Here is a 23,966-nt window from a genome sequence, read left to right as displayed (position 1 = left end):
CGCGTGTATTTTTCGTTTTGGTCAGTAACAAACAGGAATAGCTAACGTGGCAGACGATAGCGATCTGGAAAAAACAGAGGCCCCCACAGCCCACCGAACGGAAAAAGCCCGCGAGGAAGGTCAAGTTCCTCGATCCCGTGAATTGACATCTATTCTCATGCTCATTATTGGGCTGGGGATATTGTGGATGACCGGTGAAATGATGTACCAGAGGCTTGGCACGATGCTGAGCCAGGGATTGTATTTCAATCATGACATCATCAATGACAACAAGCAGATGGGGCGCCATGTTTTCGCCTTGCTGAAACTCGCTGCGATGGCTCTGGTTCCAATCATGCTGGGAATGGTCCTGGTCGCCATTGGCGCGCCGGTTATGTTGGGCGGTCTGGTGTTTAGTACCAAATCCATCGAGTTCAGTCTTGAAAAGCTCGACCCGATTGCGGGGCTTAAACGACTGTTCTCGTCACAGATGCTGGCCGAGTTGTTCAAAGCGATCATCAAAGCGGTCGTCGTCGGTTTTGTGACAGGGCTGTTTCTCTGGCACAAATGGCCGGAGATTCTGCGTTTGATTTCAGAGCCGCTGGTCACGGCGCTTGGCGATGCACTGGAGCTGGCGATTTACTGTGGTTTTCTGGTACTGCTTAGTATGATACCGATGGTGGCCTTTGACGTCTTTTGGCAGATCTGGAGTCACTTAAAAAAACTGCGTATGAGTAAGCAGGATATTCGGGACGAGTTCAAACAGAACGAAGGCGACCCACATATCAAGGGACGTATTCGTCAGATGCAGCGAGCGATTGCTCAACGGCGCATGATGGCTGATGTACCTAAAGCCGATGTGATTGTGACTAACCCGACGCATTACGCGGTCGCGCTGCAATACAACGACAAAAAGATGAGCGCGCCTAAAGTGCTAGCCAAAGGCGCCGGAGATATCGCTCTGAAGATTCGTGAAATCGGCGCTGAACATCGCGTACCGACGCTGGAGGCGCCGCCGTTGGCAAGGGCGCTCTACAAGCACGCTGACATAGGAAAAAGCATCCCAGCAACACTGTATGCGGCTGTTGCCGAAGTGCTGGTCTGGGTTTACCAAATTAAACGTTGGAAACGTGAAGGCGGGCTGACACCGCAAAAACCAACTCATTTATCTGTGCCAGATTCACTGGACTTCGCAAAAGAGAACACGACTGATGGCTAATCTGGCTTCATTGCTACGCTTGCCAGGCAACTTGAAAGACACGCAGTGGCAGGTTTTGGCAGGACCGATCCTGATTTTAATGATCCTGTCGATGATGGTGCTACCGCTGCCACCATTTATTCTGGATCTGCTGTTTACCTTCAACATCGCGCTTTCTGTCATGGTGCTCCTCGTCGCCATGTTCACCCAGCGTACGCTGGAGTTTGCCGCATTTCCGACGATTCTGCTCTTTTCCACGCTGTTACGTTTGTCGCTTAACGTCGCTTCTACGCGAATCATTCTGATGGAAGGTCACACGGGAGCCGGAGCTGCAGGGAAGGTCGTTGAAGCTTTCGGCCACTTCCTGGTGGGCGGTAACTTCGCCATCGGTATCGTCGTGTTTATCATCCTGGTCTTGATCAACTTCATGGTCATCACCAAAGGTGCCGGGCGTATCGCCGAAGTCGGCGCTCGTTTCGTGCTGGACGGGATGCCGGGTAAGCAGATGGCGATAGACGCCGATCTTAATGCCGGCCTCATTGGCGAAGCCGAAGCGAAAAAGCGGCGTTCGGATGTGACCCAGGAAGCTGATTTTTACGGCTCGATGGATGGTGCTAGCAAGTTTGTACGCGGCGACGCCATCGCAGGGCTGATGATCATGGCCATCAATATAATCGGTGGTCTGTTAGTTGGGGTTATTCAGCACAACATGGATCTGGGGCACGCCGCTCAGAGCTATACGCTGTTGACCATCGGTGATGGTTTGGTCGCACAGATCCCGGCGTTGGTGATTTCTACCGCGGCTGGTGTGATCGTGACTCGTGTTAGCACCGAGCAAGATGTCGGCGAGCAGATGGTCACCCAGCTGTTCAGTAATCCGAAGGTTATGGTGCTGAGTGCCGGCGTACTGGGGCTGATTGGCCTGGTTCCGGGCATGCCTAACTTCGTCTTTCTGCTGTTTACCGCAATATTGCTAGGCGTTGCTTGGTGGACGCGAGGGAAAGCTGAACAAAAAGCGACCGCAGCGGCGGCAGAGCCTGCCCTGGCGGAAAGTCAACAGCAGCAAATCGTTGAAGCGAGTTGGGATGACGTACAGCTGGAAGACCAGCTCGGTCTTGAAGTGGGTTATCGTCTTATCCCGATGGTGGACTTTCAACAAAACGGAGAACTGCTGGGACGTATTAGAAGTATTCGTAAAAAATTCGCGCAGGAAATCGGCTTCTTACCTCCGGTTGTCCACATTCGAGATAACCTTGAACTGCAGCCCGCAGGTTACCGCATCCTGATGAAAGGGGTTGAGATCGGTAGTGGGGAAGCTCATCCGGGCCGTTGGATGGCGATTAACCCCGGTAGCGCCATAGGTAAATTGACCGGCGAAATCACGAAAGACCCCGCATTTGGTCTGCCTGCCGTATGGATTGAAAGCGCGTTGAAAGATCAGGCGCAGGCGCAGGGCTTTACGGTCGTTGAGTCCAGTACCGTCGTGGCGACTCACCTGAACCATTTGATCAATGTCTACGCCAGCGAGCTGTTTGGTCGTCAGGAAGCGCAGCAGCTGATGGATCGCGTCACGAAAGATATGCCGAAGCTGGCCGATGACTTTATCCCGAATGTCGTCACGCTGACGGTACTGCACAAGGTGTTGCAAAACCTGCTGGCTGAGCGTGTGTCCATCCGTGACATGTGTACGATTCTGGAAACCTTGTCAGAGCATGCAGCGATCCAGAAAGACCCGAATGAGCTTACCGTGGTTGTTCGTGTAGCACTAGGCCGCGCCATCACCCAGCAATGGTTCCCGGGGAATGATGATATTCAGGTGATTGGTCTGGAGTCGTCGCTGGAGCGCGTATTGCTGCAGGCGATGCAGAACGGCGGCGGTTTGGAGCCGGGGCTGGCCGACAGGCTGCTTTCCCAGGCTCAGGATGCGGTTCAACATCAGGAAGCGCTGGGCGCGCCGCCAGTTCTGCTGGTCACGCACGCACTTCGCCCTCTGCTGTCGCGATTCCTGCGCCGCAGCCTGCCGCAGCTGATTGTCCTTTCCAATCAGGAAATTACCGATACCCGTCAAATTCGCATGACGTCAGTCATTGGCGGGTCAGGGCAGTGAAACGTTTTGCCTTAATGCTGTTATTGGCGACTGGCTTCGTGAATGCGGTCGCCGCAAATAAGCAACCTGTATGGGAAGGCGCTAATCTGCTGATCAGTCAGAAAGGTATCGCCAAACGTTCAGCTTTGCTTCATGCAAACGGCTCCTTTCCAAAAGGGGCCGTTTTGACCTCGGTCCTCTGGCGTTATGAACTGTTGTCACGCAATTCGACAGGTCTTCACGCCTCACTTTGTATTCCAGGGCAGTGTGTTCGTCTGAATGGGCAAAATGGAAGTACGGAAATGTTTGCGGGATTGTCGGCGGAGACGCCTTTCTATCTGGTATTTCATGTTCCTGGGAAAGGCGCTTTACGGCAGCCTATGCGAGTCACGAAATACCAGCTGATTGTCAACTACGCCAAAAAATAACGTCGCTGCTTTGAATGATGTCTTAGACGCTGAACTTGCGTCCCAGGTGCGTACCCGTGTTCTTGGCCTGACCATTCGGGCCGTAAATTCCCTGACTCTGTTTTTGTTCCAGAAAACCCAGCAGCTGCTGGTTATTTTCCAACTGAGCATTAAGCAACAGGCCGTTGCGGTGGTTGTTCTGACTCAGCTCGCGAGTAAGTTCATGTATCCGAGACCACTGAGCATTCAATTGGGGAGAGTCGGGGTAGGGAGGGCGAATCGACAACTGCGCATCCAGCGTCAGGCGCTGGTTATCAAAATGCTTGAGAATGGATAGTTGCTCATTCTTATTCTCAGTCACCCGATGCAAAAACGACGGATTGACCTGGCGCGCACTGAGTTCATCCTGCTCTTGAGAGAGAATGTCCTTAAGCGACACAAGGCTATTCAGCATCTGTTCCAAAACTTCATTCATTTGCATGGGCCAACGTTGCCTTTTAATAATCTAATCAGTAAGTTGTCTGTACTTCGCTCAGCAGGGCATCGGCGATTTTACCCACGTCGACTTCCAGCTTGCCGTCCTTGATAGCCTGCTTCAGGGTATCGACTTTTTCCATATCGATGTCCTGGCTGCTCGGCTGCAACAGGCTGGACTGAGTCTCGCTCAGGCTGACCTGCGTCTGACCGCTGGTGCTCGCTGCACTGCTGGAAGAAGTAGATTTACTTTTTGTGGCGTGAAGTAAATCCGCTTCCGTATTTTGTATTGATTTTACTCCAGATACCGGACGAGTACTATCAATGCTCATGAGGCCTCCCTACTTACAAATATGATATCGGTATAGTGACTGAATACTTATATCGGACGATCCACCCGAAGCTTTAACGCTTATTGTACAATTTTTACCAGCCCTTTTTCAGCCGCTATTCCAGTAATAATTTGTCCAGATTCCATGCGAATCCTGACGACGTCGTTGAGCGCGGCGTTATCCATGGATTTCCCCTCGCTGACGATGCTAAATCCGTCTCCCGAAACCGTGACTTTCACGGTTTCGCCCATTTTGATGGCCCAGGGATTTCGCAACATGTTGGCAGAGATAGGCTGTCCGGCGCCAATCATGCGAATGCTGATAGCACCCACGGCGAGCGTGGGGTCCGCCAGCGGCGATACGCTCAATGCGTCAAGACGGCCGCGTTGCAGCGCGACGTCTTCAGCCTGAATTTTCTGTTTGGGCGGTATCGGACGGGTGGCGACAAGGTATGGCGCAGTCACCTCAACACTCGCCTGCAGAAAATGGCGAGTGGTCCCGCACATGGCTCGAATGCTGAGGGTGCCCCATATTTTCTTTCTTGAAGGCAGCGACAGCTGAGGCTCAGAGCATAATTCAATTCTTTCGATCGGTGTTTTAACAATGACATTGACTTCAGCAGAGGGAACGTAGAGCTGTCCCTGAATAAACGTCTTGATTTGAGCCGTAATCTGGTCGCGGTCAGCGGCCGCTGCCGGGGGCAGTGAGATAAGGAAAAAAATCTTACATAAGATTAATTTGCGCCAAAATCCCATCAAAAATTCCCCTGTCCGTTTTCTCAAATGAAGTCGAGTCGACTGCTGAAGTACACAACATCGCCTGTGCAGTTTACAGAGATGCGGTCTGTGCCAAACGAGAAAATAGCCACTCATTTCCCGTCTATTCCGTCGATAAAGTTGCCGCGCGAAGTTTATCCTGTCTATCGTCACTCTTCTTTAATTACTTTTCCTGAGGGAAAGCATGCTCGACAAATTAGATGCTTCATTCCGCTTCCAGCAGGAAGCGTTGAATTTACGGGCTCAACGCCAGGAGATCCTCTCTGCGAATATCGCTAATGCGGACACTCCAGGTTATCAAGCCCGGGATATAGACTTTTCCAGCGAGCTGAATAAAGCCCTGAAGCAAGGTCGCGCGTCCGGCACAACAACGTCGTTGGCCACCACGTCGGCCCGCCATATCCCCGCATCTACTACGTCAATGCCTGATTTAGATCTGCTCTATCGCGTACCCGACCAGCCGGCCCTGGACGGGAACACCGTAGATATGGACAGAGAACGGACAAATTTCGCAGACAACAGTCTGCGGTATCAAACGGATCTTACGCTGTTAAACGGCCAAATCAAAAGCATGATGTCAGTGTTACAGGATAAATAACGCGTATGTCGCTAATTAATATCTTCGAAATTTCAGGTTCTGCGCTGACCGCGCAGTCCCAACGCATGAATGTAAGCGCCAGTAACCTGGCGAATGCGGATAGCGTGACCGGACCCGATGGCGAGCCATACCGTGCCAAGCAGGTCGTTTTTAAAGTGGCTGCTCCGGATGGACAGGCCATCGGCGGCGTGCAAGTGGACGACGTCGTTGAGGACACCTCTCCAGATAAACTGGTTTATCAACCGGGGAATCCCCTGGCTGATGAACGTGGCTACGTACGTATGCCTAATGTGGATGTTACTGCTGAAATGGTGAACTCCATTTCTGCATCACGCAGCTATCAGGCAAACGTGGAAGTGCTGAACACGGCTAAGTCATTGATGCAGAAAACGCTGACAATAGGCCAATAATAACGTGGGGGAATAGCCATGAGCGTCTCAGTTTCACTTACAGAATCAACAGATAGCAGTAGCGTTAGCACAACAAGCAGTTCGTCCAGTGCGAGCAGCAGTGCCGACCTGCAGAACGAATTTATGACCTTACTGGTTGCGCAGTTGCAAAACCAGGACCCCACCAATCCAATGGACAACAGCCAGCTCACTACACAGCTTGCCCAGATCAGTACGCTGAGCGGCATAGAAAGCATGAACACTACGCTCGGCTCGATTTCCAGCCAGTTGGACACTTCTGAAACCCTACAGGCTAGCTCTCTGATCGGCAACGGCGTTCTGATCCAGGGCAACAGCATTGTAGTCGGCTCTGACAGCTCGACCACTGCATTTGGTGTCGAACTGGCCAATGCAGCGACGGACGTCAATGTAACGATTAAAGACTCGAGCGGTAATACGGTGAAAACCGTAGATCTCGGTGCTCAAAGTGCCGGCGTACAGACCTACAGCTGGGATGGCACGAACGACAGCGGTGGCACCGTCGACGCCGGTACTTACACCTACACGGTGAGTGCGACAGGCTCCGACGGCGCCAGCGTGACAGCGACCCCGCTGAAATATGCGTTGGTCTACGGCGTTAACACGGACTCTTCGGAAGCCGTGTTGAACCTCGGCCTGTCAGGCACAGCGTCGCTCAGCGACGTGAAACAGATTATTTGATTGTGAATCGTGCGGCTGACAAGACAAGCAGACCAGCCGCCTAAAACAACACACAGCAAAACAACTATTTTTAGGAGCATCACCAAATGGGTTTTTCACAAGCGGTCAGCGGATTAAACGCCGCCTCCAGTAATCTGGATGTCATTGGTAACAACATCGCCAACTCAGAAACGACAGGCTTTAAGGGCGCAACGGTTTCTTTCGCGGACATCTTCGCCGATTCGGCCGTCGGCCTGGGTGTTAAGGTCGCCGCCGTGACGCAGAACTTTAACGACGGGACGATCGAGAATACCGACGTCGGCACCGACGTTGCTATTTCAGGTAATGGCTTCTACCGCGTAGCGGATGACGCTGGTTCGGTTTATTACACCCGCAACGGCGAATTTCAGCTGGATGCGGATCGCAACCTGACGACTAAAACCGGCTACTACGTGACGGGTTATTCCGCTACCGGTACGCCGCCGACCATTGCTGCGGGCGCTGAACCGACTACGATTAACATCTCTGCGGGTTCCATCGCCGCTCAGCAGACGTCAACTTCTACCTACGTCGCCAACCTGAACTCCACCACCGATGCGTTGGCTGCCGGTACTACCTTTGACGCGACCGATTCCAGCACTTACTCCTGGACCAAGTCGATGACCACTTATGACAGCCTGGGTAACACCCACGTCATGAACCTCTATTTCTCCAAAACGGCTGACAATACCTGGGAAGTGCACGCGCTGGATAGCAGCGATAGCACGGCGACCGCTCAGGATCTGGGAACGCTGAACTTCAGCACCAGCGGTCAGTTGACCGGAACGACGTCCTTCAACGTCACGACCAACTCGCTGAACGGTTCCGCAGCCAACACCTTCACCATCGACTTTGCCGGCTCAACGCAGCAGAACGCGTCCAGCTCCGAGCTGAGCAAAACGCAGAACGGCTACACCACCGGTAACCTGGTCGAATACGCCATCAATGATGACGGCACCATCAACGGCACCTATTCCAATGGACAGACTCAGCTGTTGGGACAGATTGTTTTGGCGACATTCTCTAACAACCAGGGCCTGAAATCAGAAGGGGATAACGTCTGGAGCGCAACGTCCTCTTCCGGCGAAGCCTCTTTGGGCACAGCAGGCACGGGTCTGTTGGGGTCGTTGACCAGCGGCGCGCTTGAATCATCCAACGTCGATGTCGGCTCTGAATTGGTCAATATGATCGTTGCTCAGCGTAACTATCAGTCCAACGCCCAGACCATCAAGACACAGGATTCCATCCTGAACACCCTGGTTAACCTGCGTTAATTAAGCCACACAAGGTAACGATATGGATCACGCCATATATACAGCGATGGGCGCCGCTAGTCAGACGATGGAACAGCAGTCGGTCATCGCCAACAACCTGGCCAATGTGTCCACGCCCGGTTTCCGGGCGCAGTTGAACGCCATGCGCGCGGTGCCGGTCGAGGGGCCTACGCTCCCAACCCGTACGCTGGTCGTGGCGTCGACTCCGGGTGCAGATATGTCACAGGGGCCGCTGAACTATACGTCTCGTCCACTGGACGTGGCTGTGCAGGACGACGGTTGGTTGGCCGTACAGCTGCCTAACGGCGAAGAAGCCTACACCCGCAATGGTGCTATTCAGCTTGATGAAACCGGTCAGCTCACCATTCAGGGCTATCCGGTCGTCGGCGACGATGGTCCGCTGACGGTGCCGGTGCAGTCCACTGTCACCATCGCCGCAGACGGAACGATTTCCGCGCTAGGCGACGGCGATGCGCCAAACACGGTTGGAGCGGCGGGCGCGTTGAAGCTGGTCAAGTCAGAACCGAACCAGTTGGTTCGTGGTGATGACGGCCTGTTTCACATCTCCCCTCAGGCTCAGCAGCAAGTCGGCAACGCCTTGCCGGCGGATGACACAGTGAAAGTGATGCCAGGCGTCCTGGAAGGCAGCAATGTGAACTCGACCGAAACGCTGGTTGACATGATCAACAGCGCCCGGCGCTTTGAAATGCAGATGAAAGTGATCACGAACGTCGATCAAAACGCCGAGAGCGCAAACAAGCTGCTGTCTGTTAGTTAATCAATTTTAAGGGTAACACTATGATTCGTTCACTGTGGATTGCAAAAACCGGGCTTGATGCTCAGCAAACCAACATGGATGTCATCTCGAACAACCTCGCTAACGTCAGTACCAACGGCTTTAAGCGTCAGCGCGCGGTTTTCGAAGATCTGCTGTATCAAACGGTTCGTCAGCCGGGTGCTCAGTCTTCGGAGCAAACCAATCTGCCATCTGGTTTGCAGCTGGGTACAGGGGTTCGTCCGGTTTCGACAGAACGTTTGCACAGCCAGGGTAACCTGGAACAGACGGAAAACACCAAAGACATCGCCATCAATGGTCAGGGCTTCTTCCAGGTATTGCTGCCGGACGGCACCACCGCGTATACCCGCGATGGCTCTTTCCAGCTGGATGCGAATGGTCAGATGGTGACGTCCAGCGGCTACCAGGTTCAGCCTGCGATTACCGTGCCAGACACCGCGGTATCCATGACGGTAGCGCGTGACGGTGTGGTAAGCGTGACTGAACAGGGTCAGGCGGCAGCGACACAGATCGGCCAGCTGACGCTCAGCACATTCATCAACCCGACCGGTTTGCAGAGCCTGGGTGAGAACCTGTATCAGGAAACGCAGAGTTCCGGCGCGCCGACAGAGTCGACTCCGGGTCAGAACGGCGCCGGTGTGCTTTATCAGGGTTATGTCGAAACCTCTAACGTCAACGTGGCGGAAGAGCTGGTCGATATGATCCAAGTACAGCGTGCCTACGAAATAAACAGTAAGGCGGTGACGACTTCCGATGCCATGCTACAGCGGCTTACGCAAATTTAAGAAAGCACATTTATGGTGTTAATGAAAAAAGAAGTGAACGCACCGCGCATGCGCGGTGTTCGCCTATGCCGTGCCGGGTGGAAAAATGTCGTCGCACCGGCGCTTATGCTGTCGGTATGCGCTTCATTAGCCGGATGCGCCTATTTCCCGCACAAAGAGCTGGTCGAAGGCGAAACGACGGCGCAGCCTGCGCCGCCTAACCTGGTTGCCACCAACGGATCGATCTTTCAGATGGTTCAGCCGATGAACTACGGCTACCAACCTTTGTTCGAGGACCGTCGTCCCCGTAACGTCGGCGATATCCTGACGATCACCCTGCAGGAAAATGTCAGCGCCAGCAAAAGTTCGAGTGCGAACTCATCCCGTGACGGCTCTGGTTCGCTCGGTGTCACGACAGCACCTCGTCTGTTGCAAGGGCTGTTCGGCAACCAGCGCGCCGACTTCGACGTAGAAGGGAAAAATGACTTTGACGGCTCCGGTGGTGCGACCGCGAAAAACACCTTTACCGGTACGATAACCGTGACGGTGAAAGACGTGCTGAGTAACGGCAACCTGCACGTGGTAGGCGAAAAGCAGATTGCCATCAACCAAGGCGCGGAATATATCCGCTTCTCCGGCATTGTGAATCCAAGAACGATCACCGGATCCAACTCCGTGGTATCCACACAGGTTGCTGATGCCCGGATCGAATATGTCGGCAAAGGCTATATCAATGAAGCCCAGGAAATGGGGTGGCTACAGCGCTTCTTCCTGAACGTTTCACCATTTTAAGAGGTTAATCATGCGGGTTCGTCACCTTATTTTTTCATTTATCACATTATCACTGACGCTCTTGTCATCAGCACACGCCGAGCGTTTACGTGATTTGGTTGATATTCAAGGCGTACGTGATAACCCGCTGATTGGATACGGCCTGGTTGTCGGTCTCGACGGTACGGGCGACCAAACCACTCAGACGCCGTTTACGACGCAGAGTTTGACCAACATGTTGTCTCAGCTAGGGATTACCGTGCCTAGCGGTACCAATATGCAGTTGAAAAACGTTGCGGCGGTCATGGTTACTGCTAACTATCCGGCATTTGCTCGCGCCGGGCAGAAAATTGACGTCGTGGTGTCGTCGTTGGGGTCAGCGAAAAGTCTGCGCGGCGGCACGTTATTGATGACGCCGCTGAAAGGGGTCGATAATCAGGTCTACGCGCTGGCGCAGGGCAACATGCTTGTCGGCGGTGCGGGGGCTTCCTCCGGCGGGAGCCAGGTCAAGGTGAACCAATTGTCCGGCGGCAGAATCAACGGCGGCGCGACCATTGAGCGCGAGCTGCCAACCACGTTTGGCGCTACTAACAATCTGACACTTCAGCTGAAGCAGGAAAACTTCAGCCTGGCGCAGCGCATCAGCGACTCTATCAACCAGTTCAATAGCTCTGGCGTCGCCAGACCGCTTGATGGTCGTACGGTGGAAGTCACTTTACCGTCCGGTAGCACGTCTCAGGTGCGTTTTCTGGCCCAGATTCAGGACATTAATATCAATACCGGCGAAATGGACGCGAAAATCATCATCAACTCTCGTACCGGATCGGTAGTGATGAACCGCAACGTGACGCTCGACTCTTGCGCCATCGCGCAGGGCAATCTGTCCGTTACGGTCAACAACCAGCAAAATGTAAATCAGCCGAACACGCCGCTGGCCGGTGGGCAAACCGTTGTCACCCAGCAGACGCAGATCGATATGCGTCAGGAAGGCGGGGCGCTTCAACGCGTGAATGCGGGCACCAATTTGAACAGCGTGGTTCGTGCGCTTAACTCGCTGGGCGCGACGCCGATGGATCTGATGTCCATCATCCAGGCGATGCACAGCGCGGGCTGCGTCAAGGCGGAAGTGGAAATCATCTAATGATGAAGCTCGATAACACCAGTTCGATCGATCAGGCTTCCGCGGCCTATGACGTCAGATCGCTGAACAAGCTACGCAATGATGCGGTCAAAAACGATCCGTCAGCGCTGAAAAAAGTGGCGAAGCAGGTCGAAGGTTTGTTCGTCAACATGATGTTGAAGAGCATGCGTTCGGCGCTGCCGAAAGACGGCTTGCTCAGCAGCGATCAGACGCGGCTTTATACCAGCATGTATGACCAACAGGTTGCACAAGACCTCTCCGCCAAAGGACTGGGGCTGGCCGACATGATGGTGAAGCAGCTTAGCCGCAATGTGAATGAACTGCCTGACAATGCGGTGGGAACGACGCCAATGCCGGTTAGTAAGGACGACTTTTTAACGTCGTCCGCTTTTACCCCGGCGCTGATGGGCGAGTTTTTGAAGCGTCATAATCCAGACCAGCAGGGTGAGAGCGCAACCAAGGCGCAGCCGGAATTAGCGCCGTCGTCTGAAGACTTTACTCACCGTTTGTCGATGCCTTCCATGATCGCTAGCCTGAAAACCGGTATCCCACATCATCTAATTATGGCGCAGGCCGCGCTGGAGTCGGGCTGGGGAAAACGTGAGATCACGACTAGCGACGGCAAACCCAGCCATAACCTGTTTGGTGTGAAAGCCGGCAGCAACTGGGACGGAAAAGTCACCGAAATCGTCACGACCGAGTTCGAAAACGGTCGTGCCTATAAGGTCAAAGAGAAGTTCCGCGTCTACGATAGCTATTTGGATTCGATCAACGACTACATCTCCCTGCTGACTGACAACGCGCGTTATAAGGGTGTCGTGAATGCGAATAGCGCAGAGGCGGCGGCCTATGAACTGCAGAGAGCAGGCTACGCGACCGATCCGCGTTACGGAGACAAGCTGGTGCAAATTATCGGGCAGATAAAGAACACCACGGAGAAAGCGGTGAAGGCGTATACACACGACATAAGTAACTTATTTTAAACCGCTTTTATTTTTTTATTTTCTTGCTCAAGTTTATGTGGCCCCAGCCGATAACTTTATCAGACACCATTGCCGGTTAGAATTTGTAATATAAAGGAAATTTCATGGCCAGTTCATTGATAAACATTGCGTCGTCAGGCCTGAAAGCTGCGAATGTGGCTATTAGCACCACGTCTAACAATATCAGTAATGTCTATACTGATGGCTACAGCAAACAGAGCGTTTCCCTGGCCCAGAATGCCGGTACGCAAAAGCCTTATGGCACGGTTGGCAATGGCGTGAATGTTGTTTCCGTCGACAGGGCCTATGACTCCCTGGTCACCAGTCAGCTGCGCGCTGCGTCCAGCAACTACGCTGGCACTACCGCTTATTCTGAGCAGGTTTCTCAGATCGACAACCTGTTGTCCGATAGTGACAACAGCCTGTCCACACTGATGTCTTCATTCTTCTCTTCATTGCAGTCGCTCAGCACGAACGCGAGCGACTCTTCTGCGCGTCAGACGGTGATCAGCAGCGCGCAAAGTATGCTAAATCAGTTCAGCAGCACGGATAAATATCTTCAGGATATGGATTCGTCGATTAACTCTGAATTGAAAACCAGCGTGGCGCAGATCAACACCTATTCCAAGCAGATCGCGGATCTGAACGAAAAGATCGTTCAGCTAGGCAGCGGCTCCAGTTCCGCCAACTCCCTGCTGGACCAGCGCGACCAGTTAATCACTGAAATGAGCAAGGTTGTTGGCGTTACGACGACAACTCAGGACAGCATGGTGAGCGTCAGTCTGTCCAACGGCATGACGCTGGTACAGGGCGATAAGTCTTACGACTTGGTGACCGTCACGTCTCCTGACGATCCGTCAAGAGTCGAGGTCGCGTACGACAATGGTATCAGTGATCCGATTCAGCTGAGCGCTGACTCACTGGAAAGCGGCAGCATCAACGGACTGCTGACGTTCCGTACAGAAACGCTGGATAGCGCACGCAACCAGCTGGGGCTCATGGCTTTGACGCTGGCTAACAGTTTCAACACCCAGCATAAGGAAGGCGTTGACCTAAACGGGGACGTTGGAACGGACTTTTTCAGCTTCGCGCAGCCCGGTGTCGTCAGCAATACCAATAACTCCGGCAGCGCCTCTTTAACGGCGACCTTTGCGGATTCGACGGCAGTGAAAGCCAGCGATTATACGTTAAAGTACGCCAATGGCGCCTGGGCGGTTACGCGCAACTCAGACGGCGCGAGCGTTGACTATACCAGCGGCACCGATGACAGCGGCAATCCCATGCTCAGTTTCGATGGCGTCCAGGTCGCGGTGAGCGGTACAGCAAACGCGGGTGACAAATTTACGCTAAACACCGTCAGCGAAGTGATTTCAAACATGTCGGTGGCGATTACCGACCCGGCGAAAATTGCCGCCGCGCTTAATGACGATAGCAGCGGCGAGAGTGATAACCGAAACGCCGCCGCCTTGCTGGCGTTGCAAAGCAGTAACCAGGTCAATGGCAACGCTACCTTCAGCGAAGCCTATGCATCACTGGTCAGTGAAATCGGTGTTAAAACGCAAAGCGCTGAAACCACCGCCACGACGCAATCCAGCATCGTGGAGCAGTTGACTGAAAAGCAGCAGTCGATCTCCGGGGTCAACATGGATGAAGAATATATCGACCTACAGCGCTATCAGGAATACTACACGGCGAACGCCAAAATTTTGTCAACCGCCGGGTCGATTTTTGATTCCTTGCTGGCTGCAATTTCAGGCTAACGAGTGCTTCACCAATTTATTGAAAATAATGTATAAATTCAATTTAAGGACTGTGTTATGCGTCTTAGCTCATCGATGATTTATCAGCAGAACATGCAGAGCATCACGAACGCCTACTCGAAATATCAGAGCGCGGCGTTAGATTTGTCCAATGGACAGCTGGTCAACAAACCATCGGACGATCCCATCGCTTCGTCACAAGCCGTGGTGCTGGCGCAATCACAGTCAACCAACGAGCAGTTCGCGACGGCGCGCGACACAGCGACCACCAACCTGTCTTTGGAATCTACCGTACTGGATCAGGTCACTGACGTAATCCAGAACGTCCAAACCTTGCTGGTCAAAGCGGCGAGCACCACCTACAGCGATTCCGATCGTCAGTCTATGAAGACTGAGCTGCAAGGATACAAAGACCAGTTGCTGACGCTAGCCAATACCACCGACAGCAACGGTAACTACATTTTCGCTGGTTACAAAACCGATACCGCCCCTTTTGTTGAAGACAGCGAAGGTAACGTGAGCTACGTCGGCAGCGATACCCCCGTGAGTCAGAAAGTGGACTCCAGCCGAACGATGACCACGGGCGACACGGGGACAACCATTTTTATGAGCTTGTCTGCGGGTTATAAAACCGAGCCGGATGGTTCTGCCAGTGAAACCAACATGTTCAACAGCATCGACTATGCGTTAACAGCGCTCGATATTCCGCTGGATGAGACCGGTGACGACACTACGAGCAGCGAGTCCTACCAGGCGATGTTTGATAAAGCTAACCGGGGAATGTCCAACTCGCTGGATAACGTGTCAACGGTGCAAGCCACCGTGGGCAGCAAGCTAAACGAATTGACCACATTAGACAGTATTGGCGACAGCCGCGATCTGATCTATTCAGACCGAATGACCAGTTTGAAAGGGTCTGACGTCGACGATATGTATGAAATGATTTCTAACGTCACCATGCAAAAGGTGGCGTTGCAGGCTGCTCAAAGCACATTCTCTTCAATGAAAGGCATGTCGCTGTTTGAGATGAATAGTTAATTAGCATCAAATTTTGGAATACGCTTAAACCGGGCGTATTTGTTTAGGCGGTATCGTCCTGTTTATAGCAGGCGATACGGCCGTTTTTTTATTTTACGCATCGGGCCGTTTTGTGCCCGTTAGCACGACGAAATCCAGGCGGAACTTGCTGTTTCGCGAGGGTACACCCACCGTTAGCGCGTGCATTAGGGGGTATTCTTGCATGGTTATCTTCTAAATGTTGACAGCAGCTTAAACTTTTCAAACATGCTGCCGATAATCTATGCAGATGGATGAACACATTTATTGAGGGGTAAGAGAATATGGCTACGACATCAAGCACGACCAGTAGTACGTCATCAAGCACAACGAGTTCCAGTTCGGGATTGGTTACATCATTGGGCGTCGGATCTGGCTTGGACTTGTCTGGCATTCTGGACTCTCTGGAAGAAGTCGAGAACCAAAAACTTACCGCGATTACGACTAAACAGACCAGCTATGAGTCCAAGCTGACGGCTTATGGCACGCTGCAAAGCGCCTTGGAAACGTTTTCTACGGCAACAGAAAAACTGAGTGACAGCTCCCTGTATGCCACTAAGCAAACTTCGACCAATACTTCGTTCTCCAGCACAGCTACTTCCAGCGCAACGTCTGGGACTTATACGGTAAAAGTGAGCCAACTGGCCACCGCGCAAACGCTGGCGACCAGCTCTCAGTCCAGTAAGACAACTCAGTTGGGCGATAGCAGCCTAACGACGCGCAATTTGACTCTCCAGGTTGGTAGCAACAGTGCGGTAAATATCTCCCTGACGAACGACCAGACTTCGCTCTCAGGTATTGCCAGCGCGATCAACTCCGCGAAAGCGGGCGTGACGGCAAGTATTGTACAGTCGGGCGACAGCAGCTATCAGTTAACCCTGACCTCAGACTCTACGGGTGAAACGTCAACGATGAGCGTGAGCTCAGACGACAGCACGTTGAACAGCATTCTGGGTTATGACAGCAGCGCCTCATCCAATGGGATGACGGAGCAGGTAGCGGCGCAGAACGCCAAGCTGACGGTCAACGGCATTGCAATCGAACGTAGCAGCAACACGGTGACCGACGTTCCGACCGAAGGTGTCACGCTGACATTGAACGCCGCTTCCAGCGCTTCGGAAAACCTGGTCGTGACGAAAAGCGTCACGGATGCCGCCAGCGCGATTACTGACTGGGTGAGTGCTTATAATACACTGTTGACGTCATTCTCTTCGTTGAGCGCTTACACCAGCGTGAGCGCCGGCGAATCACAGTCTACAAGCAACGGCGCTTTAGTGGGCGACTCAACCCTGAGCAGCGTGAAAAACCAGATAAAGTCGATGATCAGTTCAGCCCAAAGTAGCGATACTTTCAAAGTGTTGTCGCAAATGGGTATTTCGCTCGGAACGAGTACGGACTCCACTACGGGGAACGTTGTCCGGGGAACGCTAACCATCGATAACACCACGCTGGTCAATGCGCTCACCGACAATGGTTCTGCAGTAGGCGAATTCTTCATGGGTGACGGTAAAACCACGGGACTGGCAACACAGTTGGTTTCTACCGTGTCATCCTATACAGAGAGCAACGGATTGATCGATAATGCCGAATCAGGCATCACTTCGATTATCGATAAGCTCAAGACACAGTATTCTCAGGTGCAAAGCAGCATCGAGAATACGATGAGCCGCTACAGAACTCAATTCACGAAGTTGGATGTGCTGGTCTCAGAGCTGAATAGTACGGGCGATTACCTGACTTCGGCTTTCGAACAGCTGAGCAGTAGCTCCAGCAGTTAACGCTTAGTGTAAGGAAAGTGTTTTTATGGCGATGATGTATGGTTCACAGGCTTATGCGCAGGTGGGGCTGGAAAGCGGCGTGATGAGCGCCAGCCCGCATAAACTGATTACCATGTTGTTTGATGGTGCCATCAGTGCCCTTGTCCGTGCAGATATTTTCATGGAACAAGAAGACACGGTGGAGAAGGGTAACGCGATTACCAAGGCCATCAGGATCATTGACAGTGGATTACTGGCTTCTCTGGATATGGAGAAGGGCGGTGAGATTAGCGCGAATCTGGCGCAGCTGTATGACTATATGATTAGACAGCTGCTTCATGCCAACTTGCACAACGATCGCGCTCTATTAGAAAACATCACGGAACTCTTGCGAGGCATTGCTGATTCCTGGAAAGAAATAGGTCCTGAAAAAAATACCGCTGTTGATTGATTCGTGATTGGCTTTAGCTGTGCCGGAATTATCATCGGAATACCTTTGTGTACGGCACAGTTTTAGTCTTTTGCCGTTCTGCGTTAATCATAATCCACCGTGTAGGTCAGGAAATTACAATGGAAGCCAGCAAATCAGTTCTTGTCTGTTATCAGCGAATCCTTGAACTAAGCGATCGTATGCTGGCACTCGCAAAAAAAGCAGAATGGGCGGAATTGATCGAAGTTGAACAGCGTTACCTTGAGGAAGTTGGCATTCTTCCAGGCCTGATTAAACATGACAATATCGTTTCCAACGCGGAACAAGGTCAGATCAAGCGGTGCCTCGACACGATATTGAGCAACGAAACGGCAATTACTCAACTACTGGAGTCGCGTCTCAAAGAGTTGAAGGGGCTTATCGGTCAATCGGCCAGGCAGCAGTCAGTGAATGCGGCTTACCATAAGTTCGCCGATCATGATTCCATGTTACCCGGCGGCGGCAAAGAATAAGTCAACTTAGCTTGATGCCGCTTGTCGTCCAACGTACCGACGTGCTTCCTTAGTAAGTTCATGGAGACACGTTGCCCCTGAGCAAACCTGCTCGCCCGTGCGGATGTCATACCCAAACAAACCTCCTAAATTTATCGCCTGCCAGTTGCCGAGTTCCCTCTCCCTAAAATTAAATTGCCTAGAAGCGCGTCTTAAATTTTTTTTAAGAGAGAGCGTCAGCTGTAAATAAAATTGAGCGTGCTCAATAGCGATAGACGCCATAAAAACAGAGTAGGAAGTCATTCGGGGAAGGGAGGGACCAGGCTATGCGAAAGCGAATAGCCCGAAGGATGCTGATCGTTGGATAGCTAATGGGCGAGGTGTATTCAAATCGTCATCTTTATTTACACTGACATATTCATGATTTCCTGGTAAGCGGAAACCAGTTTATTTCTCACCTGAATACCCATCTGCATCGAAATAGACGCTTTTTGTAGGTCGACCATCACGTCATTCAGCGCTACGCCTTCTTCACCCAGCTCGAATTTCTGCGCTTGCGCACGTGCTGTGGTCTGTTGTTCGCTGATTTTTCCCAGCGCGGACTTCATCTCGTCCGCAAAGCCGCTTTGCTGTTCAGCAATCGCGTTAGAAGCACTACCGGTTGATTGAAGTGCTACGCTTTGCAACTGCTGAACGACGGATTCAATTCCCTGTATAGACATTTAAACCCTCGGGTTTTCTCTGTGACCAAATATTTATAGGCGACAACTGTAGCAGAATACCAGCAACCCTAAGCTTCTAAATAGGCATAAAAACCTAGGCTAATTCACCTATAGAATTGGCCTTATGGGATAAATAATATATCGCCCAAATCTTAAAGGCGGGTGTTGAATTTCAGAGCAACCGTTGATTATTCAGGGAGTAAATTTTGTTTTTATCAATAGCTACTAAAATGTTAATTGGCAGGAATAGTGCATGAGCTCCGCTAAAAGCAGTTCGCCCGCAATGAGTATCAACGGATTTACTGCTGTGCTTACCCGGCTGCGTGCTAATCCGAAAGTACCTTTATTAGTCGCCGCAGCCTTTGCTGTGGCTGTGGTTACAGCGTTGGTTTTGTGGGCGAAAAGTCCTGATTATAGAGTGCTTTACAGTAATCTTAACGATCGTGACGGCGGGGAGATCGTCACCCAGCTCACGCAGATGAACATCCCCTACCGATTCAGCGATAATGGTGGGGCTTTGCTGATACCGGCGGAAAATGTTTATGAGACCCGGTTAAAACTCGCACAATCAGGGCTGCCCAAGGGCGGTTCGGTGGGGTTTGAGCTGCTCGACCAAGAGAAGTTTGGCATTAGTCAGTTTAGCGAGCAGGTTAACTATCAGCGCGCTTTGGAAGGCGAGCTGTCCCGAACGATGGAGACGCTGGGTCCTGTGCAAAAAGCGCGGGTTCATTTGGCGATCCCGAAACCGTCCTTATTTGTGCGTGAACAAAAATCCCCTTCAGCATCGGTGACCTTGAACTTGCAGCCGGGCAGAGCACTGGACGAAGGGCAGATCAACGCCCTTGTCTACATGGTGTCCAGCAGCGTCGCTGGCTTACCGCCCGACAATGTCACTGTTGTTGACCAGAATGGCCGTCTGCTCACGCAAACGGACGGCACAGGACGCGACTTGAACGCGGCGCAGCTGAAATATGCCAACGAAGTTGAAAACCGCTTCCAGCGTCGTATCGAAGCTATCCTGGCACCGATTGTCGGCACGGGTAACGTTCACGCGCAGGTCACAGCCCAGATCGACTTCTCCAATCGTGAGCAGACGGATGAGCAGTACCAGCCGAATCAGGCTCCGAATCAAGCCGCTGTTCGTTCTCAGCAGTCTAGCCAGAGTGAACAGTTGGGCGGAAGAAACGTGGGCGGCGTACCTGGCGCTCTGTCGAATCAGCCTCCTGCGACGCCGACGGCGCCGATTGTCGCGCCAAATGCCGGCACGAATGCTAACGGAGCGCAGAATAATGCGAATGGTCAGCAGCAGGCGAACGCTGCCAATGGTGCGAATCAGGGCGGAGCGAACGGGGGGGTACAGTCTTCCAACAACCGCCGCGATCAGACCATCAACTACGAGGTGGACCGCACCATTCGTCACACCAAGCAAAGCGCTGGCGCCGTACAGCGTTTGTCCGTGGCAGTCGTCGTCAATTACGCGCCTAACGCTGAGGGCAAATCTGCTGCGTTGAACGAAGAGCAGATCAAACAGATTGAGTCACTCACGCGCGAAGCCATGGGCTTTTCAACTGATCGTGGTGATAGCATCAATGTGGTCAACGCGCCGTTTACGGAATCGAATGATGCGGCGAGCGAATTGCCCTTCTGGCAGAAACAGGCCTTCTTTGATCTGTTAATTAGCGCAGGCAAATGGCTGCTTGTCCTGATTGTCGCCTGGATCATGTGGCGCAAAATGGTTCGTCCGCAGTTGCAGCTCAAGAAGAAAGAGCAGCAGGCAATGGCGGAAAGTTTATCTGGCGGTCAGGAAGGCGATGAAGACGTTATCGTCAAGCTCAGCAAAGAAGAGCAAGACTTGCAGCGTAAATCGCAACAGCGCGTCAATACCGAGCTTCAAAGCCAGCGTATTCGCGACATGGCCGAGAACGACCCTCGCGTCTGCGCCCTGGTTATTCGCCAATGGATGAGTACTGAACTATGAGTATGACTGGAACTGAAAAGAGCGCTATTTTGCTGATGACTATCGGCGAAGACCGCGCTGCTGAAGTCTTCACGCACCTTTCCACGCGTGAAGTTCAGCACCTGAGTGCCGCCATGGCGAACATGAAACAGGTGTCCAATCAGCAACTGATGGAAGTGCTGAAAGAATTCGAGGTTTCCGCAGAACAGTATGCGGCGCTAAGCGTCAATGCAGGCGATTACCTGCGTTCCGTTCTGGTCAAAGCGCTAGGTGAAGAGCGTGCATCGACCTTGCTGGAAGATATTTTGGAAAGCAAAGAAACCTCTTCAGGGATGGAAACGCTCAACTTCATGGAGCCGCAGACTGCTGCCGACCTGATTAAAGATGAGCATCCGCAGATCATCGCGACCATCCTTATCCATCTTAAACGCGCACAGTCCGCTGACATCCTGGCGCTGTTCGACGAACGCTTGCGTAATGATGTCATGCTGCGTATCGCGACCTTCGGCGGTGTACAGCCGGCGGCGTTGGCTGAGTTGACGGAAGTTCTGAACGGTCTGTTGGACGGACAGAATCTGAAACGCAGCAAAATGGGGGGTATTCGTACTGCGGCTGAAATTATCAACCTGATGAAAACGCAACAGGAAGAAGCCGTTATCGATGCCGTTCGCGAGTTCGATGGTGAGCTGGCGCAGAAAATCATCGACGAGATGTTCCTGTTCGAAAATCTGGTCGAGGTGGACGACCGCAGTATTCAGCGTCTGTTGCAGGAAGTGGAGTCCGAATCCTTGCTGATCGCCCTGAAGGGTGCGGAAGAGCCGCTGCGCGAGAAGTTCCTGCGCAACATGTCCCAGCGTGCGGCAGAAATTCTGCGCGACGACCTGGCGACGCGCGGACCGGTTCGTATGTCTCAGGTCGAAAACGAACAGAAAGCCATCCTGCTTATCGTGCGCCGTCTGGCGGACAGTGGCGAGATGATTATCGGTGGCGGCGAGGATGCGTATGTCTGATACCAATGAGTTACCGTGGCGTCCCTGGACGTTGACCGATTTGGCGGCGCCGCCGCCGTCGGCTCAGCAGGAAGAGGTAAAGCCATCCCACTCAGAGGAAGAAGAGACTTCTCCCGTTGAGGCGTTGGAGTCACTGGAACTGCTGCGCGAAGAGGTCCAGCTGAAAGCCAAAGATGCTGGCTACAAAGATGGTCAGCAGAAAGGCTACGATGAGGGCTACCAAGTCGGCCTGACTGAAGGTCGTCAGCAGGGCGCCCAGGAAGAGAAACAGCAGCAAGAAAAGCTGACTGAGCAGATGCAGCACATGGTAACCGAATTCCAGCAGACGCTCGATTCGCTGGACAGCGTGATTACAGCACGCCTGATGCAGATGGCGTTGACCGCCGCGAAGCAGGTGTTGGGTCAGGCGCCGGTCTGCGACGGCACCGCCTTGCTCAATCAGATACAGCAGATGATTCAGCAGGAACCTTTATTTAGCGGTAAGCCTAATTTACGCGTTCATCCGTCCGATATGGAAAGGGTGGAGAAACAGTTGGGTCCGACGCTGGCGCAGCACGGCTGGCGTTTACTGGCGGATAACCAGCTCCATCCGGGGGGGTGTAAAGTCAGCGCCGAAGACGGCGATCTGGATGCCAGCATCGCGACGCGTTGGCACGAGCTGTGCCATATGGCTGCGCCGGGAGAGGTGTGATGACGAACCGACTCTCTCGCTGGCTGACGACGCTGGATGCGTTCGAGAAGAAGATCGCCACGACGCCGACCGTTCGTCGCTACGGGCGTTTGACTCGCGCGACGGGGCTGGTGCTTGAAGCCTCGGGTCTGCATTTGCCGCTGGGCGCGACCTGCTATGTAGAGCGTGTTAATGGCGACAAAGTCGAAGAAGTGGAAAGCGAAGTCGTTGGTTTTAATGGGCAAAGATTGTTTCTGATGCCGCTCGAGGAAGTTGAGGGCATTATCCCCGGCGCGCGCGTATACGCCCGTGGCGGAGAAAAGCACGAAGGTAAAAAGCTTCCGCTAGGCCCCGAACTGCTCGGCAGAATCCTGGACGGCGCGGGCAAACCGCTGGATGGATTGCCCCCGCCGGAAACCGGATTCAAGGCGCCGTTAATTACGCCGCCGGTGAACCCCTTGCAGCGGACGGCCATCGACCATGTGCTTGATGTTGGCGTCCGGGCAATTAACGCTTTGTTAACCGTTGGGCGAGGGCAGCGTATGGGCCTGTTCGCCGGTTCCGGCGTGGGTAAAAGTGTGCTGCTGGGCATGATGGCCCGCTATACTGAAGCTGATGTCATCGTGGTGGGCCTGATCGGCGAACGTGGCCGTGAGGTCAAAGACTTCATTGAAAATATTTTGGGCGCCGAAGGCCGTGCCCGCGCGGTAGTGATTGCCGCACCGGCTGACGTTTCCCCGCTGCTGCGTATGCAGGGCGCCGCCTACGCGACCCGCATTGCGGAAGATTTTCGCGACAAGGGACATCATGTTCTCTTGATCATGGATTCCCTCACACGTTACGCAATGGCGCAGCGAGAAATCGCATTGGCCATTGGCGAACCACCGGCGACCAAGGGCTATCCGCCTTCTGTGTTCGCCAAGCTGCCCGCGTTAGTGGAACGTGCAGGTAATGGTATGCATGGCGGCGGATCTATCACGGCGTTTTACACCGTGTTGACGGAAGGCGACGATCAGCAAGACCCCATCGCCGACTCCGCAAGGGCCATACTGGATGGGCATATCGTACTGTCTCGACAGCTCGCTGAGTCCGGCCATTACCCGGCAATTGATATCGAAGCGTCGATTAGCCGTGCGATGACCGCTTTGATCGACGAATCACATTACGCCAAAGTAAGGCAATTTAAGCAGTTGCTATCCGTCTATCAGCGGAACAAAGATTTGATCAGCGTAGGGGCCTATGCATCGGGAACCGACCCCTTGCTGGATCAGGCCATTCAGCTCTATCCGCAGATGGAAGCCTTTTTACAGCAGGGAATGTTCGAACGGTGCGATGAACAGCAGGCATTGCAGCAACTCAATGCGTTGTTCGGCATGTGATGTCATGTGGTGTATTTGATTACCAGGG

The 23,966-nt window shown here is 53.0% G+C and carries 25 protein-coding genes; 21 read left to right on the top strand and 4 right to left on the bottom strand.

Going from position 1 to position 23,966, the window contains the following annotated elements; all coding sequences use genetic code 11:
* The first annotated feature begins 46 nt into the window (after window positions 1-46).
* From flhB to BLU64_RS00195, 3 genes are read left to right on the top strand one after another with little or no spacing between them, the layout of a single operon-like run.
* Complete coding sequence (gene flhB, locus BLU64_RS00205; protein WP_026743024.1) at window positions 47-1,198, top strand: flagellar biosynthesis protein FlhB; 1,152 nt, start codon at window positions 47-49, stop codon at window positions 1,196-1,198.
* Window positions 1,191-3,284, top strand: a complete 2,094-nt coding sequence (flhA, locus tag BLU64_RS00200; RefSeq protein WP_074727624.1) for a flagellar biosynthesis protein FlhA — start codon at window positions 1,191-1,193, stop codon at window positions 3,282-3,284. Before flhB ends, flhA begins: the two co-directional genes overlap by 8 nt.
* Window positions 3,281-3,691 carry a flagellar protein FlhE gene (locus BLU64_RS00195; protein WP_139171446.1) on the top strand — a complete coding sequence of 137 codons (411 nt, stop codon included), beginning with the start codon at window positions 3,281-3,283 and terminating at the stop codon, window positions 3,689-3,691. The genes flhA and BLU64_RS00195 overlap by 4 nt, the downstream gene beginning before the upstream one ends.
* Before the next feature lie 22 nt (window positions 3,692-3,713).
* Here the strand turns inward: BLU64_RS00195 and BLU64_RS00190 are convergent, their stop codons facing one another.
* The 3 genes from BLU64_RS00190 to flgA all read right to left on the bottom strand — a co-directional run bounded on the left by BLU64_RS00190 (window position 3,714) and on the right by flgA (window position 5,348).
* Window positions 3,714-4,151 carry a flagella synthesis protein FlgN gene (locus BLU64_RS00190; protein ID WP_026743021.1) on the bottom strand — a complete coding sequence of 146 codons (438 nt, stop codon included), beginning with the start codon at window positions 4,149-4,151 and terminating at the stop codon, window positions 3,714-3,716.
* Between the two features lie 28 nt (window positions 4,152-4,179).
* A complete protein-coding gene (gene flgM, locus BLU64_RS00185; RefSeq protein ID WP_026743020.1) occupies window positions 4,180-4,476 on the bottom strand; it encodes a flagellar biosynthesis anti-sigma factor FlgM in 297 nt (98 codons plus the stop codon).
* An 80-nt stretch (window positions 4,477-4,556) separates the two neighbouring features.
* Window positions 4,557-5,348: a flagellar basal body P-ring formation chaperone FlgA gene (gene flgA / locus BLU64_RS00180; protein ID WP_083351049.1), complete on the bottom strand. Its 792-nt coding sequence runs from the start codon at window positions 5,346-5,348 to the stop codon at window positions 4,557-4,559.
* Between the two features lie 88 nt (window positions 5,349-5,436).
* Here flgA and flgB point away from each other — a divergent pair, with 88 nt between their 5' ends.
* The 14 genes from flgB to fliT all read left to right on the top strand — a co-directional run bounded on the left by flgB (window position 5,437) and on the right by fliT (window position 18,221).
* Window positions 5,437-5,850, top strand: coding sequence for a flagellar basal body rod protein FlgB (gene flgB, locus BLU64_RS00175; protein ID WP_026743018.1), 414 nt, complete (start codon window positions 5,437-5,439; stop codon window positions 5,848-5,850).
* 5 nt (window positions 5,851-5,855) lie between these two features.
* A complete protein-coding gene (flgC, locus tag BLU64_RS00170) occupies window positions 5,856-6,260 on the top strand; it encodes a flagellar basal body rod protein FlgC (RefSeq protein ID WP_026741083.1) in 405 nt (134 codons plus the stop codon).
* An 18-nt stretch (window positions 6,261-6,278) separates the two neighbouring features.
* Complete coding sequence (gene flgD / locus BLU64_RS00165) at window positions 6,279-6,959, top strand: flagellar hook assembly protein FlgD (protein WP_026743017.1); 681 nt, start codon at window positions 6,279-6,281, stop codon at window positions 6,957-6,959.
* A gap of 86 nt (window positions 6,960-7,045) precedes the next feature.
* On the top strand, window positions 7,046-8,251 hold the full coding sequence (gene flgE, locus BLU64_RS00160) for a flagellar hook protein FlgE (protein WP_026743016.1): 1,206 nt from the start codon (window positions 7,046-7,048) through the stop codon (window positions 8,249-8,251).
* Window positions 8,252-8,273: 22 nt separating this feature from the next.
* Window positions 8,274-9,029: a flagellar basal body rod protein FlgF gene (locus BLU64_RS00155; RefSeq protein WP_074727622.1), complete on the top strand. Its 756-nt coding sequence runs from the start codon at window positions 8,274-8,276 to the stop codon at window positions 9,027-9,029.
* 20 nt (window positions 9,030-9,049) lie between these two features.
* On the top strand, window positions 9,050-9,832 hold the full coding sequence (gene flgG, locus BLU64_RS00150; protein ID WP_074727620.1) for a flagellar basal-body rod protein FlgG: 783 nt from the start codon (window positions 9,050-9,052) through the stop codon (window positions 9,830-9,832).
* A gap of 105 nt (window positions 9,833-9,937) precedes the next feature.
* The gene (locus BLU64_RS00145) at window positions 9,938-10,603 is read left to right on the top strand and encodes a flagellar basal body L-ring protein FlgH (RefSeq protein WP_026743013.1); all 666 of its coding nucleotides are present in this window, start codon (window positions 9,938-9,940) and stop codon (window positions 10,601-10,603) included.
* Between the two features lie 10 nt (window positions 10,604-10,613).
* The gene (locus tag BLU64_RS00140; protein WP_036153053.1) at window positions 10,614-11,723 is read left to right on the top strand and encodes a flagellar basal body P-ring protein FlgI; all 1,110 of its coding nucleotides are present in this window, start codon (window positions 10,614-10,616) and stop codon (window positions 11,721-11,723) included.
* A complete protein-coding gene (gene flgJ, locus BLU64_RS00135; protein WP_051625529.1) occupies window positions 11,723-12,706 on the top strand; it encodes a flagellar assembly peptidoglycan hydrolase FlgJ in 984 nt (327 codons plus the stop codon). The genes BLU64_RS00140 and flgJ overlap by 1 nt, the downstream gene beginning before the upstream one ends.
* Window positions 12,707-12,810: 104 nt before the next feature.
* Window positions 12,811-14,466 carry a flagellar hook-associated protein FlgK gene (flgK, locus tag BLU64_RS00130; RefSeq protein WP_026743010.1) on the top strand — a complete coding sequence of 552 codons (1,656 nt, stop codon included), beginning with the start codon at window positions 12,811-12,813 and terminating at the stop codon, window positions 14,464-14,466.
* A gap of 57 nt (window positions 14,467-14,523) precedes the next feature.
* Window positions 14,524-15,504: a flagellar hook-associated protein FlgL gene (flgL, locus tag BLU64_RS00125; RefSeq protein WP_026743009.1), complete on the top strand. Its 981-nt coding sequence runs from the start codon at window positions 14,524-14,526 to the stop codon at window positions 15,502-15,504.
* Window positions 15,505-15,806: 302 nt separating this feature from the next.
* Window positions 15,807-17,300 carry a flagellar filament capping protein FliD gene (fliD, locus tag BLU64_RS00120; protein WP_083351048.1) on the top strand — a complete coding sequence of 498 codons (1,494 nt, stop codon included), beginning with the start codon at window positions 15,807-15,809 and terminating at the stop codon, window positions 17,298-17,300.
* A 25-nt stretch (window positions 17,301-17,325) separates the two neighbouring features.
* Complete coding sequence (gene fliS, locus BLU64_RS00115) at window positions 17,326-17,730, top strand: flagellar export chaperone FliS (protein ID WP_026743007.1); 405 nt, start codon at window positions 17,326-17,328, stop codon at window positions 17,728-17,730.
* A gap of 119 nt (window positions 17,731-17,849) precedes the next feature.
* Entirely contained in the window at window positions 17,850-18,221 is a 372-nt protein-coding gene (fliT, locus tag BLU64_RS00110; RefSeq protein ID WP_026743006.1) for a flagellar protein FliT, read from the top strand.
* 383 nt (window positions 18,222-18,604) lie between these two features.
* Here the strand turns inward: fliT and fliE are convergent, their stop codons facing one another.
* Complete coding sequence (fliE, locus tag BLU64_RS00105) at window positions 18,605-18,922, bottom strand: flagellar hook-basal body complex protein FliE (RefSeq protein ID WP_026741096.1); 318 nt, start codon at window positions 18,920-18,922, stop codon at window positions 18,605-18,607.
* A gap of 253 nt (window positions 18,923-19,175) precedes the next feature.
* Here fliE and fliF point away from each other — a divergent pair, with 253 nt between their 5' ends.
* From fliF to fliI, 4 genes are read left to right on the top strand one after another with little or no spacing between them, the layout of a single operon-like run.
* Window positions 19,176-20,900: a flagellar basal-body MS-ring/collar protein FliF gene (fliF, locus tag BLU64_RS00100; protein WP_071999785.1), complete on the top strand. Its 1,725-nt coding sequence runs from the start codon at window positions 19,176-19,178 to the stop codon at window positions 20,898-20,900.
* On the top strand, window positions 20,897-21,889 hold the full coding sequence (gene fliG, locus BLU64_RS00095; protein ID WP_026741098.1) for a flagellar motor switch protein FliG: 993 nt from the start codon (window positions 20,897-20,899) through the stop codon (window positions 21,887-21,889). The genes fliF and fliG overlap by 4 nt, the downstream gene beginning before the upstream one ends.
* Window positions 21,882-22,580, top strand: coding sequence for a flagellar assembly protein FliH (gene fliH / locus BLU64_RS00090; RefSeq protein ID WP_074727616.1), 699 nt, complete (start codon window positions 21,882-21,884; stop codon window positions 22,578-22,580). Before fliG ends, fliH begins: the two co-directional genes overlap by 8 nt.
* Window positions 22,580-23,938: a flagellar protein export ATPase FliI gene (gene fliI / locus BLU64_RS00085; protein ID WP_026743003.1), complete on the top strand. Its 1,359-nt coding sequence runs from the start codon at window positions 22,580-22,582 to the stop codon at window positions 23,936-23,938. The genes fliH and fliI overlap by 1 nt, the downstream gene beginning before the upstream one ends.
* Window positions 23,939-23,966 lie beyond the last annotated feature (28 nt).

The sequence above is a fragment of the Lonsdalea quercina genome (assembly GCF_900107885.1).
Taxonomy (GTDB): domain Bacteria; phylum Pseudomonadota; class Gammaproteobacteria; order Enterobacterales; family Enterobacteriaceae; genus Lonsdalea; species Lonsdalea quercina.
The sequence above is the reverse complement of the archived record's forward strand: the minus strand, read 5'-3'. Positions and strand labels throughout refer to the sequence as shown.